The organism is Vreelandella sp. 2A-K22 (genome assembly GCF_054065485.1).
The window spans coordinates 378,331-392,843 of record NZ_JBSUGC010000002.1 but is presented as its reverse complement, the minus strand read 5'-3'; the positions used below and the strand labels follow the sequence as shown (position 1 = coordinate 392,843).

The window sequence follows — 14,513 nt, the reverse complement described above, 5'->3', positions numbered from 1 at the left end:
AATGTATGTACCAAAGCCCGTGCACGCTCTTCTTGTTCAACGAGCATGAGAGAAGGAAGATCCTTTTCAATCGCTCACTCATTGAATACCGGATAGGTTTAGGTGTCTTTGCCGGGCTTCTAACAACGATTGCCGTGTTTTTTGTTCAGTACCCATGGAGCGAGCAGCAGCACTGGATCCATAGCTATGCTTCATATGGAGCCTTACCAGCGGGGATAGCAGTAGGCTTATACGCCTGGCATATGGTCGAGTGGCGAGACTTCCGGAAGTGGGAAAGAAAGTGGTACCCCATAGCGATCGCTCGATCCGAGGGCGGCTCCTTTGAGATGAACCCATTGGTTAAGCCTATGCGCTTTTCAGATAGGGTCGATAAGCATATAACCCGCCTTGATCCGCCAGCCTGCAGCTTAGTATTCATGCTTGTAGGCTATGTCGTTATTTTTCTGCTTTCCCCTTTGGCATTGCAGTACACCATCACAAAATGGATATTTGTTTTCCTAATGCTTTCATGGTGGCTGATAGCGGCCTTCCTTGGCCATGAGTATTCCCAGAGGCGTCAATCTGATAGCTCGTTGTAGCGCCGATTAAACGTATCAATCCGGCGCTTCATCTGCTTTTCTATTAACTCAATACGATTCTTTTTCGCCTCGTCGCTTAGCGTCTCAATTTCTTCAATACGGTCACGGCGTTTGCGATCCTCCCCTAGTTGCTTTTCTATGATTTTAGCCTGATTGAATAACCGAATTTCGCCTATATGTTCGCGGCGAAACTTTATTCCTTCTCGCCCTCTTAATGCATCCGCTTCATTGGCAATCTGCCCGAGTTCATCACGGCGTTCATAGAACAACGCTTGGTCACGATAAGGCGAGGTGCTACTGGCAAAGCGGCCTGCAAACGGTATCCGGTACCGCTCGACTTCCTCACCAGTGGCTACGCGGGCAGCAAAGCTTGACGACTTTTCGACAAAGCCCCATGCGCCACCACCGTAGTAGTTGACCAGGTGCTGCATGACATCCGGATTAATATCAACGCTACCGGTTCGATACTCGCTTCCTCCGGTCAAGTCATTGAGAAAGCTGGCGATAGCCTTATAGGGCTCTGGCGTGCTGGGCATGGCGCGTGAGCTATCAGGCGTCGGTGTGCCAAACGGTAGATCCTCTTTGTAGATCATGCGACCCGCAAAGTCTTCGTTGAACCCCACTTGAGCGAATGACCTCACAAGCGTTGGCGTCAGGTTCTTCATGAGCAAACCGGTTGCGCTATCTGAATCTTCCCAGCCGATGGGTGAGAAGCTTCCGAGAATTGCTAGGCCAAGGTTTTTGGCCGCCTCGGTTGCGTCCAGCGTGCCTGCAGTAACCGCTTCGGCATGGGTGCCGATCACTGAGAAAACGTTGTAACCGTATGGCAGTGGGATCGATACGAAATCATCAGGCTCGCCGCCCCAGAGACTGCTCATAATGACGATATTGCGCTCTTTGACGTAGTCAGGAACCTTGTCATAAAACAGCACGCCATCTTCATCTTCTTCAGAGGCCCAACGGTTAAGCATGCCCAGGGCGAATGCACCTGACGCCATTCCAAACGCTAGCTTCTGCGCCATGTTGGCACGCGCCCATACGTTCATCGGGCTTTTGCCATCTGGCGTGTTCTTTGCCGTTACCATGGTGCGAGCAAAGTTCATGGTGCCCTGGATAGAGGCGTTGGCAAACATATAAGCCGCGTTGAGTGCGGTACCCGCTTCCCCACGGCGGTTAAAGTTGACCGTCATGTTTTTGGCCAGGCTAGCCGCCTGCTTTCGGGAAATACCAGCACGACGCGCATTGGCGTAGGCAGAGAGGCGCACCGCGTTCTCTACAGCGCCGTTCATGTTCTCAACAAAGTCAGCGGTTTTCTTACGCGCTTTCAGCATATGCGACATGGTGGTACCGTCGGCACGGCGCACCATAGATTGAATCTCCTTGGCCTGCGAGCTGATATCCTTCATATCGAAGTAGCCCGTTTTGGCGCCGTCTTCCTGAAACTCTTTAAACCAGGTATCCCACTCACGACCGCTGTCGTTTTTGCCCGGCTTGTTTTGCAGGCCTCTCCATGCGGCTTTCATGGCGGGGCCAATGTCTCGCGCCGTTTGGCGAACAATGGCCTCTCCCTTAATCTTACCGTCGTCGCGAGTTTGTTCAGCCGTCAGGTTCAGCAACGCGGTTTGAACGTCACGTGTGAAGTTTGTCAGCATGAACTCAGGGTTATAGCTGGTCATCATGGCCGACATTGCCCGCGTGGCCGTGCTGACCATGCGGATCAGCAAGCCATTATTCTCAGGCCCGACATTGCGCATGGCGTTCATCAAGCGCTCGTCGTGAATCTTTAGATAGTACGTGCGCCCTGCCCGCTTCACTTTGAAGTACTTGTCGTTGCCCGCCATATTCACAGGACGCTCTTGCACCTCAATACGGCTTTTACCTGTGTCAGGATCGGTAATGGTTACCGGCGTGCGCTGCGTGTCAGGGTTGTTGTCGGTAAAAACCTCCCACAGCGAGGGGTTTGGATGATCAGTCACCAGCGAGAGAAGCGACTGCGCGACTTCGTTCTTGCGCCGGCGGATAAGCGACTCGTTGGCATCAACGATCACTTGGGATGATGGAGAGTCAGCAATGCTTTTACGGCCTGCTGCTGTGCGTGACTCCCTGCCACTGACCTCAAAGCCTCGCCCGGTCTTGGATCGGCCTGGCTCATCGGCGGCATTGCCTTTTAGCGGCACATAGTACTGCCATGCCGCTTCCCAGGCATCTACCACCGTGTCATCTTCCAGCCCGCCTTCACGTATCGCGTCAAGGCGCAAACGGGTCATGTCATAAACGATCTTGGCCAAACGGTCGTACTCAGCCTGCTTGCCAGAGTTGGCCACCTTCTCAATGATCTCTGCCGCCCGGGCATTGGTCATGCCAGAGCCGCCATCCTGCATGTCAGGCTTATCGGGATTGCGCTCTGCAATAGTCGCGTTACGCTCAGGGGCATGGCGTGCGTAGAGATATTTGTCTAGGTCGGCTTGGCTGATTTTGGCGTTGGCCAAACCTTCCGCCAGCGGCTCCACATACTGCTCCCTTAGCTGACGCAGGTCGTATTCAGCTTTACCGTGGAATAGTTCTTCAGCCAAGTACGCATCCGCTTCTTCCTCGATCTCGCGCCCACTGCGGCGAATCGCGTCTTCCAGCATTTTAAGCGGCCGCATTTTATCCGCCATCTTGCGAATGGCGGCATCTATCAGCGCCTCGTCAGGCATCGCAAAGTTGGTGCTGTCAGTACTGGAGAACTTGCCGCCGATAGTTCCTGACGCTGTGTTCAGGCTAAAGCGCTGCTCTCCGACGCCGTGGTCAGGCTCTCGATACATGCTCTCGCTGATTTCGTAGTATTTATTACGGCCCTTGTTTTCAATGAAGCCAAAGCGCTTATAGAACTCGCGAAGACGCTTTACATTGCCGCCAAAGTCGACCGATGGTGTGAGCGCTAGCGTTTTGCCGCTGGCGTCCGCCCACTGTGCTAGGCGGCGCATAACGTCGGATCCTATGCCTTCGTTCTGCTTAGGCGAGACTATGCGGGAAATGGTCACCCGCTGGCCACGGCCCGCCATATCTAGCTTTAAGCCAGGGTATTCGTCCCGCAGCTGCTTGGAGAGCTCGCGATGCGTGATCGAGGACTGCTGCTCCATCAAGCTATAGAGCGTTTCATCTAGCGAGGCGAGGTCGCGCTGCGCCTGCTGGCGACGCAACCAGCGGCGGGATTGCTCGCCCAGCGCCAGAATGTCGTTGGTACGCCACTCGATGTTAGGAAATAGCTTGCGCAGCAATCGGCGAACAGTGGACTTGATACGCTGGCTTAGCGTCGGACTGCCGTTGCTGTCTTCGATGTAGTGAGCAACCAGCTCTTCGGCAAGCGTCACTTTACCTTCATGGGTTGTTACATCGATAAACGGATAAGCCGACTGGATAGCGGCGATATTGTCGCGGCCTGCCTGTGATCGTGTGTGGCTTTTGTAAACCTCTAGCATCAGAGGCTCCAGCTCAGCGCCTAGCACCCCGCGTATGCCTTTGTGCCCAACTGACTCATGCACGGCTGTGCGCACCGCTTCGTCTACGCTGGCCATGTTATCGGCAACAACATACAGCTCGCCGCCAACAAACATGCCTCGAACGTCTGCAGGGCTAATGCCGCGAAGCATCATGCCCATCAACGCATCCGATGGGAGTTCAGTAGCGGACTGGATAACGCGCGTATCTGCCAGCTCAGGCATGCTTTTAAGCGTAGACTTTATGTCTGATACGGTTACTTGAGCTGCGTTAGGCTCAGCGTTGTTTGAAAGCGGCTCAGGATCATCTTTCTGGAACTGATCTTGGTCAGTCTCAGGGAAAGTTCTTTGTTGGCGGCGGCCGTCGCGTATCTCTTTACTGATCGTGGATGCTAAATCATGCAGCTCTGCCCGGCTAAGCGGGTGTTTAGAGAGCCCCGTCTGTCGCATGGCGCGGTTGAGGAGGGAAAGCACACGATCCCACGCGGCACCAAAACGTCCTTTTTCACGCTCAGCCAAATACGCGAAGACTTCCTCTGCCCGAATATCGGCGGGCGTCGTATCGGCCGGATAATGCCTATTAACGTGACGCCAAGCAGGCCTTAACGACGGAACCTTTTCCGTTTCAAGTATGCGATCAAGGATTCGCCTTTTGATAGCAGGCTCGAAGGTATTAAGTCCAAAATGTCCAACCACCTCGTGCCGTAATGTTTCTCGCCCGTCTCGCGCTGAACGTAAATTGGCAGCGACAAGTACGAGTTTTCCGGATCCTGAGTGGTAGGCTCCTTTGATGATGCCAACTTTGTCTCGGGTGGCTGCGGCTCCATAAGCATCCTCTTGGCGATTGACGACCATGACGTCGAGTGGAATATGGCCATTGTAGTCTGCCATGAATGCATCGGCGATGCGTTGAGCTTCTTCAAGACTAACGCCCTTTTCTTTACCGTCGCCACGCACCACGCTGCGAAGGCTGTACATGGCTTCTTGTCCACTCTGATCGCCTTGCCCTCCCTTGCTTATTACTTCAGCAATGGGTGCCTTAGTGCGTCGAGAAGCTAGCGTCCAATCACCTTGGCTAACCAGTACCGAGCTGCCGCGATCAATATTTGTGGCTTGAAGCGTGCCATCTTTATTGATCGAATCGATGGTGTAAGCGGTGCCCGCCTTGGAGTAACCAACATCGGTTAGCAGGTTGATGGTGTCGCCTGGCATGGCACCACCAAATGCTTCGCTAACGCGCTGTTGGCGTGGGGTAAGCTTGGCAGGTTTACGCGGCCTGGTAGATTTTGGTGACGGCTGTTCGGTGGACTGAGTGGCTGACTCGAGGGAAGACTGTGCACCTAATAGATCGCTCTGCCCGCCAGCTGCCAACACGTCTGCCTGGCGGTCACTCCCGGTCAGGCTGAAATCCTTTAAGTCACGGTCTGCCTGGGCACGTTGAGTTTCCGCTTGTCGCTTCTGGGCATCGGCTTGCTCGGCCTGTTGCCTTTGCTGCTCGCGCTGCGCAAGGCTGTCTTCCGTTTGGGTTTCGAGGAAGGCTTCTTGCTGCTGCACTGGGCGTTCAACCGTAGAGGCTAACTGCTTGGCTTCGGTTAATGACTTACCCGAGGTGAAGTTGTCACCTTGATGAAAGGCTTGCTGGTCGGCGAACACCATAAACAGAGGGATTCGGTTCCCACCGCTGCTTATCGAGTGGTCAGCAATTACCGTCCCGTCGCTACCCTCCCACACCCGGCTTCCATTGCTGCGCCGCTGCCATTTGATGTGTTGTGGGGAACGGGAGGATTGATCTGTTCGGGTAGCGTCTGTCTGTTGTGAAGTAAAGCCCCACCCGCCCTCAACCTCGACTGGCTCAGCGTTAGGAGACTCACGAAAACGCTTAGATAGCTCAACTGCACGACGCGTCTGGAACGGTGAACCGTCAGCCTTGAGTGTTACGTTTCCTGCTGTTTGCTCTCGTTCTCCAACATCCAGGCGTTGTTCGCCTGCACTCGCTGCTCGTGAGTCGTCTCGTCCAGGTACTGCGTTATCTTCTCGTTGCTCCACCCTTGTTTGCGGAGTCGATCCGTCGCTAGATGCTGGTGTACGTGATTGTTTCGTTGCTGTTGCGTTAGGGCCATGGAGCAATGCTTCCTTTAGCTCACGCGTCACGCTCGAAAGGCTTTCGCCTTCATTCACGCGGCGCGCTGCATCGTTAATCTGCTGGTTAATTTCTGGTGTTGTGGTGGCTCGCTGAAGCAGGTCAACCGCTTGAGCCGACGCATCTTGTAGCGCTTCATTTTGATCCCGGGCGATACGGTTACCCGCTTGCTCAGCAGCTTGCGCATTGTCGTTAAGGGTAGCGAACAGGCGGCGATCTCGCACCAGGCTTTGGCGTAGATTGTCCATCAAGCGGACGCGCTCACCTATAAGTGACTGCGAAGGGTCATCACCAAACATGCCCATTTGATCACTTTTGCTATTCGCAAAGCCCGCTTGGCGGATCTCGTTCACCAATATCGCACGCTGGTTCTCGTTTGTTGGTTTGACGCGCTGAAATACATCAATAGCGGCTAGCTGCTGGTCAGCATCTTCAAAGGCCCGACCAATAGCGGCACCGTCCTTCTCAGTCACCACTTGGTTCAGCACCGCCCCAAAGGGTTCATCTTCCAATTTGGCAATATCGATGCCATCACGCACTACTTGAGAGCGTGGCAAATTGCGCTGGGCGATTGTGTTGTTGGTGTCCTCTTCACTGTTTCGGAATACTTTTGCCGCATCAATGGCAGTGGCATTACCGGCCGCAATATTTGCCTCGGCCGCTTCGCGTCGTGCGTCTTCAACGGTAACGCCATCCGCTTCACGCAATACAATCGCATTTACATCAGGCTGGCTAAGCTGTTTCGCTAAATTGATGCGGTGATGACCATCGGCTGCAAACAGGCTGCCGTCTAAACGCTCATGCAGAATGAGATTGCCTGCACGAAGATCATCCCATGATTTAACACCCGCTAGGCGGCTATCAACACCCACTTCATTGACGTCGGTACGGAATTGGTAAGCTTCTGGGTCAACGTTAATACGCTCAACCGGTACTCGACGAGGCAACATTCGATCAGGATTCGCCGAAGGTTGATCGGAAGCTTGCTCTAGCGGCCCATTAACGGCAGTAGTGGTGGATTCGTCTTGCTGGCCGTCTATATCAGTTGTAGTGTCAGGCAGGTCGGCGTTGGGATCGTAATCGGCAATGCCATCCTCGGCCGCCTGCTCGCGCCACGCTTCTTCCCACTCAGCATTACCGTCTTCGTTATTACGCTCCTGGCTGGAGTCAACGGAGGAGGCAGGCGCGTTAAGGCGATCCATTACACGCGTGAAGCGCTCGGAAGCGCTTTGTAACTGCTCACGAATAGCCGTGAAGGCTTCACTATCGTTTCGCGTGCGAGCCATGGTTTCGGCTTCAAGCGCTGCTGATATCTCACCACTAACGGCGTCCAACTCAGCAACGGCATCGCTATCGCCACGCTCTTCAGCAGCCGCACGTAAGGCTTTAAACGCATCGCCGTAACTGATTGAGTCACGCACCTCGCGCTCAGCGGATGAAAGCTCAAAGCGAGGCCTGGCGATTAGCTCGGAAGCGGTACCGACAGCCTCAACGTTGGCGGTCTCAGCTTCTGGGGCTGACGCCTCCCCTGGTGCGGGGGATGGTTGCTCGGTAGAAGTTTCGCTTGGCTCAGAAGGCTCGCCACCGTGTCGGTTATTGCCACGCATCTCCATGACAGCCGTGCCGCCTCGGACAGCACCACCGGTGGGTGCACCCACAATCACGCCTCCCGCGGCACGGCGACCAGCGGTGACAGGATCCCAGCCAGCCTCAGTGCCTACGGATTCGCCCGCGTACTCAATGCCACCCTCTTGAAGTGCTTCGGTGACGCCTTCCGTACCGGCAGCGCGACTAACGGCGCCGGGGATTTGCCACGCACCGGTCACTGCATTCTTGCCGCCTGGCAACAAGCGACCTAGCGCAAAGCGATCCAGTAGCACAGAGGCGGCAGCTGTCGGGCCGGATACTGCATAGTCACGGCCTTCCGGCATTCCCTCACGACCATCGTTTTCAACGCGACCCTCGCCAATTTCTTGCGTGCGCGCCGCTAGATAAGCGGGCAAGCTAACCACTAACCCTGCCATATCCGCCAACGCGGCCGGGCCTTGTTCAGCGGCAGCACCTGCGATGGTCTTGATGCTAGGCTCATCCAGAGCGCGGTCAATCGTGTAGTTCGGCTGGTAGCCTAAGCTAATGTCTTCAACTGCCTGCCCGGTATCAATAAGCCCAGTGCTGGTATCCTCTGGCTTGGCGCGCATCGTGAAGTCTAGGCCGAAGCCACCTAGCTCAACGTCTGGTTCATATCCGCGCTCACGCATTTCGTCAGAACTGCCGCCAATCACGCCCGGGTTAATGCCTCCCAGCGCGTCGGTAATGGCTTTTTCTCCACGGTCTGCCATGTTGCCAACGAACTGCAGCGCGTTACCCGCCAAATCAAGTCCCCGCTCACCCGCATTGCGGAGTGCGTTGCTCGCCAAATTAGGGGAGTCAGTCGAGCTGTCTTCAGGTGCAGGTTTCTCTTCGCGTTCCCCGAAAACGTCCGCTTCAGTACGGGTAAAGAATTGACTTTGAACATCTGCACGCAGTGACTCAGGAACTTGAGGTTCAATGGCGCGGCGATAGAACTCACCTCGCACGCGCTGTTTGGTTTGCCAATCAGCGGCTTGGAAATCGGGATCGTTGGCAATATCTGTCCATTTTGGCGGGGTAGGATTTTCGGCGGCGTTCACACGCGGCTCCTTCGGCATTAGAAGTATTTGTTCAAAATAGCGGTGGCGGGATCTTCCTCAGCTGCCTCGCTAGGCGATGGGCCTGGTCTTAAGCCACGCTCTCGCTGAGATGGCTGTTTGTCGCCTTGCGCTGTCTGGTTTTGAGTCGAAGCCGCAGGCTGCCCTTGGCCTGGCATAACAATGCCGTATGTTTTATTTTCACTTTCTCGAATCATTTGATGAATGATTTGCAGCTCCTCTTGCGCCTGCGCCATCTCTTCATCATCAGGCATTCTTGCAGCTTCACCTTGGATAAATTTGTCCAAGTCGTCAGCCCGATTTCGAAGCGCCTCAATCCGATCTTCTGAGCGAGAATAGGAGTCGTCACCGCTACCTCGGCGAAGCATTTCCCATGCCGCCTGGCGGTCTTCTGCTAGCCCATTGTTTACCAGGTACTCAATATCTTTCTGTGTGGCTGTTGGCCGGTTGGCATAGCCGCCACCCGCCTGTGGCGCCCGCCCAATCACCTGCTTTGTTTCGCCGGTTTTAGTATTTCGCTGAAGGATAGAACCGCCTGGGCCTTGCACTTGCTCCCAGCGCTCTTGCGATTCGCCACGCAGCAGGCCAAGCACCTGCGTGGCACGCTGCTGGGCTTCAGGCGAACGCAGGGTATTACGCAGCATGCGCATGCCCTGCACCTGTTCCACCAGCGCTTCAACCGGCACATACTTCACCAGGTCATCTTCGGCGGTTCCGCGCCCTTCGGTCATCGGAGCGCGATAGGTGTTGCCATCTTCGCCTACCACCTCAAGCTCCAGCGCCACACTCTGGCCGTCTGGTGCCGGGTACATGCCAACCACGCGTTTTTGCCCGCCTTCGCCGCGGTTAATCTCGGCGCCAAACATTTGATTCAGCGCTGCCAGGCTTTCAGGGTCGTTAGCATCCACTGAGGTGTTAGGGTCAATCACCGCCATCGCCTGATTAATTGAGTTGTCGGTTTCAGGATCGAGTGCCGACCAAAACTTGGGATATTTGCGTAGCGTTTCCAGCTCGTCCTCGCCAACCTCCATGCCGGAGCCAATCTTGCCGAGCGTAAACTGAATGTTTTCCATGTCTCGCTGCCGTTGCACGTCTTCCTGCTGGGCGCTGAACTGCTCGCGCTGCATATCCATGCGCTCTTGCTGCATACCCATTTGCTGGTCAGCGCGCTCGTCGGCACGTTGGCCGCGCTGAAACTGGTTCATTAATCCAAACCCTTGCGCAAAGCCACCCGCCAAGCCGCGTGTATCGAGTCCCGCCATGGTGTTCTCCTAGAAAATTGAACTGGCTAGCAGGCCAATACCCGCGCCAATAGCAGCGCCCACGGGCCCGCCTACGCTTCCCGCTTGCATACCGGCCATCATGCCCACACCGGCACCGGTACCAACGGCCTGCATTTGTTGGGCCTTCTCGGCTTGCTTCATCTGGTCTTCCTGCATCTTGGCTTGACGTTGCTGGCCCGATAGGTCGCTAAGCCCCTGCATGGCCTCGCCTTCCATTTGCTGACGCAGCCCTAGTAATCCGTAGCTCATTGGTTCATCACCTTGTCAGGAATGTTGGAGAGACCCATGCCACCAGCAAGAATCGATTGCTGGCGATCCTGGGCAGAAATGCGCGCCTCATTGCCTGCGCTTACCATTGAGGCACTGCGTTCAATGTTCATGCGGCGCTCCTCAGCCACTTTCTGCTGAGGTGTCTGGCTGATGCCATAGGATTGCCGCTGCTGGGCAAGCCCCTCTTGGCTGCTATCAAATGCCAAGCCCACCGCGCTGCTGGCATTAGCAGCAGCGGTACCGGGTGCATTGTTGTCCTGGGCAAGGCGTGCCAACTCATCAACGTAAGGCGCGAAGCGATTCTTCCAGTCTGCCCATTGGGCACGATTGAGTTGGCCTAATAGCTCAGAGGCACCTTGGTTACCGCGCATTGCCTGGTTGGGATCTACACGTTCTTGGGCGACTTTCGAGGGGGCGTAGTTGATTTGCCCTAGCGTGGGTTGATACTGCATCGCGTTACACCCCACCTGTGGTTGCTTGGTTGTAGAGGTTCAAACCTTGGGGTTGGCTGGGTTGGTTGAGGTAGTTAGCGGTACCAGCGCCCGCCACCTGCCCCAGAAGCTGCAGATTGGCACTGCGTCGGTTGAAACGGTTGGCCGCGGTTTGTTGGGCATCCTGTGCTGACTGCGCCGCAACACCGGAAAGCCCCGCCTGTGCCTGCCCGCTTTCGCCCTGGCCGATGGCCACGATGTTTTGCAGTCCCTGAATCTGCTGATTCTCCTGTTCAAACTGGGCGCGCCCCAATGTCTCACCACCGGCACTGGCACCCCCTAAGGCAATATCACTCATAGCCGTCTGATAGCGGCCGCTGGAAGGATCGACACCGGCTTGACCTAGCTGCATGCCGATTTTCTCGCTAGCGTCGCTTACGGCCTGCTGCTGGCTTTGCAGGGTACGGCCAGCGATGTAACCCATGTTGGCGTCGCTAGTCATATCACCTACCGATTCCATGTAGGCGTTTTCAAGTGGTGCCAGGTTCTCTTGGGCATAGTTCCACTTTTCTGCTGCCACCTCGGCAAGCTGTCGTTGTTCGGGGGTATCTTTCACTTTGCTTTCACCGCCACCACCACCGCTCATGCGCTACGCTCCTCTGTCATGGGATTGTCGTTGCGCTCAACACCGGTGAGGTAGTCGTGTAGCGAGTCTTCGTGGAAGTGGTCACGTATAGAGAGGCTGACTTGCCCCATCCACTCATAGCCACCGATCAGGTAGGCGCACTGCGTCACCAAGCCTGTCAGCTGGTCACGAAGCACAAAAGCCAGGGTTTTGTAGTGGTAGCTGCCTGAACGCTCCAGGCACGTGCTATCGCGCCAGTCCTGCAAGGCGCTGGCCATGAGTGGGCGAAGGTAGGGTTCATGCTGTCGGTAGAACGGATTAGCGGGCAGCTCGATCAGTGCCTCCCAGAACGTGCGAATCAGCACGCCATCGTTCACCGGCTTATCTTTGTCGATTAGGTCATCAAGGGTTTGGGAGATACGAAACAGCACTTCGCAAAACTGCGCGGCCGCTTCATCATTGCGGAGTACGCTACGTAAAAACGTAGCTTCATTCTGACGGGGCATGCAGCACCTCACGGTGGGGCAATTTAATATAAAGGCTTATTATAGCAGGGTTAGTTGCTGCTTAAATGCATCAACAGCCGCTTGTTTGGCAGCTGTGGTAGCAGCTTTACGAACGGCTGACTTGGTTTTTATACGCTGAATCTCTATCGCGTGCGCCCTCACCTCCCACGCCTTGCGTTGGCTAATAACCGCTGCTGCAACTGCGCTCACTTCGATGCCGGTGGCTTTAGCCTCTGACTCGATCAGCGAACCGTATCCTTGCATCGCTTCGGTCAATTTCTGCTGATACACGGCTTCTTGCGCTGGGGAGATATGGCGGGCGTTCTCTGCATAGTCATCGACTTGCTGTAAGTAGTGTCGTAGGGCGTGCTCGTCATCCTTGAATGTTTTCACCGATAACTTAGCCATCTACCAGCACCTCAATTTCTTCATCGATATAGTGGTGATGGCCAGTAAGCGTTACTTGATAATGACCTGGCAACTCAAACTCTATAATCGTGGGTTCTGAATCTGTGACAGTTTCCATAAAGCCCACATTCACATTGACGCCAGCGGGCAGGCCGGTAATCGTTAGCGTCAACGAGTCTTTATCTAATTGATATTTATATTTTTTCTTTGGTTTTGGCTGGCCGCTATCAGTATCTATGTAATGCGTCGTATCGGATACTGAGCTATCCACTTTTGCAAAATCATCCACCGTGGTGAGCATCTGCTTTATGGATCCGTTCGGACGATAGACTGCGTATGTATTCATCGTTTAGTCACCAATGATGAGAGTAATCGAGCTGAAACCTGGAACTGAAGGCCTGTGGTACTTACATCTGCCCGCATTTGTGCGGTAAATGTTCTTGCTCCTCCAGCACTTAGTAAGCGGGCGACGGTGACTACAAAGCGCTGATATTCAAACCGGGTATCCCCGGAGACGTAGACTCGATGAACCTCGCTTGACCAAATCACATCGCCATTATCAACAAGCCGCAGATAAATAGGCATGGATCCTGAGAGATCCACATTCACCAGCACCCTGGCCGAGAACATCAGTTGAACAGGCCCAGGTGACTCACTAACGTACAAGGTCTGCACATCCTTCCAAGTGCTCCAGTTAGGCACCGTTGGGGCCCCATTGGCAGCGCCCAGAGTGATACTTCCGCCGGTAAATGCAGAAGAAGGAATGGTAATAGCTTGCCCTTTAATCTGGAGGGTATCGACGTAGGCGTCACCGGTAAAAATCTTATTGCCATCAATGCGGGTCGAGCTTGGTCGTACCCAATCGTTTACCCGCGTGTTGGCTGCGTTAGCGCGCTGAAGTACTAGAGGTGCCGTAGAGCCAGCGAGGTCTTCATAAGCAATAGCGTCTTTCTTGGCTAAGCCGCCTATACCGGACACGTTGCCGATGTTTACCACACCGTTAAACTGTCCCTGGTTGAACTCAACGTTGCCGCTTTGGCGTATAGCCCAGCCACGTACACCTGGCAGATAGTTGTTTGAGAATACGTCACCATAAAAGCGCGCCGACTCCGCCACGCGGAGGTTTTCGGCTTCGATTAGCTCGCCTTTGAGTTTGCCCGCTACGGTAGTGACAGGATTGCCATTTGGATCAGTGATTTTACCAAAGCCAATAGCGCCTATTTGGCCTTCTTGAATAGACCCCTCTCGAATAAAAGCGGTATCGATGTAAACGTTACCGTTTTGAATAATGAAGGGCTTACGGCGGCCCCTGCTGTTAGGCGGAGCGATCCAGAAACGATCAGCCACCACAGAGAAGTCGCTGGTAGTTCCATCGTTATAGGCGCCAAACCCTGAAATGTAGCCGTTTTGATTGAGGGTGAGCGTGTATAAATCACCCTGCTCGCTAATGGTTTCCTGAAAACCCTGAAGCCTATCTTGAAAGGACTTAGCCAATACGCTTTCGTCAATCTCGCCTGATAGCCGATCCATCAAAAAGCCTAAGTCGGGGATAACCTCGCCGTACGTGCCGCTTGTGCTGTTCGTTGGGCCCTCTACGTTCTCAACGCTGGTGAACGTAATCCAGTAGTAGAAGCCTTCGCCATGCTCGTCTGTCTCGCGTACATGGTCGGTGTAGACCATGCCTGCGTCGCGACCAATCAGCTCAGCGTTAGCAAAGTTGTCGGTTTCACTTCGATAGATGTTGGTATAGGCATGATTGCCATACAGCTCACCGGGAATATCCCACGACAGCACGATATAACCAAAGCTGCCAATGGCGTTGAAACCCGTAGGCCGCGGCGGGATTAAGGTATTCCCAGGAGGATCAACATCAAGTTCGCCATCGTCTACCGGCCCTAACTCAATCTGACTGCCCGGGCGAAACGCCGCCAAACCTGAATCAACCAGGTCTCTAATCGTCAGCTTTCGGTCTAACGGGTCACCCCGAACGCCATCACCGGTTTCAAGGATCTCTTTAACGGCTTCAAGCAACGGCCGCATTTTGTGATCGATAGACGGGTCTATCGGTGGTAGTGATCTACGTCTTTTCGTGTTCATGCGAGC

At 54.7% G+C, this 14,513-nt stretch carries 10 protein-coding genes; 1 reads left to right on the top strand and 9 read right to left on the bottom strand.

Going from position 1 to position 14,513, the window contains the following annotated elements:
* The first annotated feature begins 5 nt into the window (after window positions 1-5).
* Window positions 6-578: a hypothetical protein gene (locus tag ACW17M_RS04190; protein ID WP_457546973.1), complete on the top strand. Its 573-nt coding sequence runs from the start codon at window positions 6-8 to the stop codon at window positions 576-578.
* On the opposite strand, the gene ACW17M_RS04185 is transcribed toward ACW17M_RS04190, so the two are convergent.
* Genes ACW17M_RS04185 through ACW17M_RS04145 form a run of 9 tightly spaced genes read right to left on the bottom strand, consistent with a single transcriptional unit; the run spans window position 557 to window position 14,507 of the window.
* The gene (locus ACW17M_RS04185; protein ID WP_457546972.1) at window positions 557-8,869 is read right to left on the bottom strand and encodes an LPD38 domain-containing protein; all 8,313 of its coding nucleotides are present in this window, start codon (window positions 8,867-8,869) and stop codon (window positions 557-559) included. The genes ACW17M_RS04190 and ACW17M_RS04185 overlap by 22 nt on opposite strands.
* A gap of 17 nt (window positions 8,870-8,886) precedes the next feature.
* Window positions 8,887-10,149, bottom strand: a complete 1,263-nt coding sequence (locus tag ACW17M_RS04180; protein ID WP_457546971.1) for a hypothetical protein — start codon at window positions 10,147-10,149, stop codon at window positions 8,887-8,889.
* A 9-nt stretch (window positions 10,150-10,158) separates the two neighbouring features.
* Window positions 10,159-10,419 carry a hypothetical protein gene (locus tag ACW17M_RS04175; RefSeq protein ID WP_457546970.1) on the bottom strand — a complete coding sequence of 87 codons (261 nt, stop codon included), beginning with the start codon at window positions 10,417-10,419 and terminating at the stop codon, window positions 10,159-10,161.
* Window positions 10,416-10,892, bottom strand: a complete 477-nt coding sequence (locus ACW17M_RS04170) for a hypothetical protein (protein WP_457546969.1) — start codon at window positions 10,890-10,892, stop codon at window positions 10,416-10,418. Before ACW17M_RS04170 ends, ACW17M_RS04175 begins: the two co-directional genes overlap by 4 nt.
* 4 nt (window positions 10,893-10,896) lie before the next feature.
* Window positions 10,897-11,517, bottom strand: a complete 621-nt coding sequence (locus ACW17M_RS04165; protein ID WP_457546968.1) for a hypothetical protein — start codon at window positions 11,515-11,517, stop codon at window positions 10,897-10,899.
* On the bottom strand, window positions 11,514-12,002 hold the full coding sequence (locus tag ACW17M_RS04160; protein ID WP_457546967.1) for a hypothetical protein: 489 nt from the start codon (window positions 12,000-12,002) through the stop codon (window positions 11,514-11,516). The genes ACW17M_RS04165 and ACW17M_RS04160 overlap by 4 nt, the downstream gene beginning before the upstream one ends.
* 39 nt (window positions 12,003-12,041) lie before the next feature.
* Window positions 12,042-12,410: a hypothetical protein gene (locus ACW17M_RS04155; protein ID WP_457546966.1), complete on the bottom strand. Its 369-nt coding sequence runs from the start codon at window positions 12,408-12,410 to the stop codon at window positions 12,042-12,044.
* Complete coding sequence (locus ACW17M_RS04150; protein ID WP_457546965.1) at window positions 12,403-12,756, bottom strand: hypothetical protein; 354 nt, start codon at window positions 12,754-12,756, stop codon at window positions 12,403-12,405. The genes ACW17M_RS04155 and ACW17M_RS04150 overlap by 8 nt, the downstream gene beginning before the upstream one ends.
* Complete coding sequence (locus ACW17M_RS04145) at window positions 12,753-14,507, bottom strand: phage tail tip fiber protein (RefSeq protein ID WP_457546964.1); 1,755 nt, start codon at window positions 14,505-14,507, stop codon at window positions 12,753-12,755. Before ACW17M_RS04145 ends, ACW17M_RS04150 begins: the two co-directional genes overlap by 4 nt.
* Window positions 14,508-14,513 lie beyond the last annotated feature (6 nt).

What these genes read in the sequence shown, in the direction of transcription:
- ACW17M_RS04190 (WP_457546973.1), top strand. Translation starts at nt 6, where the DNA reads ATGTACCAAAGCCCGTGCACGCTCTTCTTGTTCAACGAGCATGAGAGA.
- ACW17M_RS04180 (WP_457546971.1), bottom strand. Translation starts at nt 10,149, where the DNA reads ATGGCGGGACTCGATACACGCGGCTTGGCGGGTGGCTTTGCGCAAGGG.
- ACW17M_RS04175 (WP_457546970.1), bottom strand. Translation starts at nt 10,419, where the DNA reads ATGAGCTACGGATTACTAGGGCTGCGTCAGCAAATGGAAGGCGAGGCC.
- ACW17M_RS04170 (WP_457546969.1), bottom strand. Translation starts at nt 10,892, where the DNA reads ATGCAGTATCAACCCACGCTAGGGCAAATCAACTACGCCCCCTCGAAA.
- ACW17M_RS04165 (WP_457546968.1), bottom strand. Translation starts at nt 11,517, where the DNA reads ATGAGCGGTGGTGGTGGCGGTGAAAGCAAAGTGAAAGATACCCCCGAA.
- ACW17M_RS04160 (WP_457546967.1), bottom strand. Translation starts at nt 12,002, where the DNA reads ATGCCCCGTCAGAATGAAGCTACGTTTTTACGTAGCGTACTCCGCAAT.
- ACW17M_RS04155 (WP_457546966.1), bottom strand. Translation starts at nt 12,410, where the DNA reads ATGGCTAAGTTATCGGTGAAAACATTCAAGGATGACGAGCACGCCCTA.
- ACW17M_RS04150 (WP_457546965.1), bottom strand. Translation starts at nt 12,756, where the DNA reads ATGAATACATACGCAGTCTATCGTCCGAACGGATCCATAAAGCAGATG.
- ACW17M_RS04145 (WP_457546964.1), bottom strand. Translation starts at nt 14,507, where the DNA reads ATGAACACGAAAAGACGTAGATCACTACCACCGATAGACCCGTCTATC.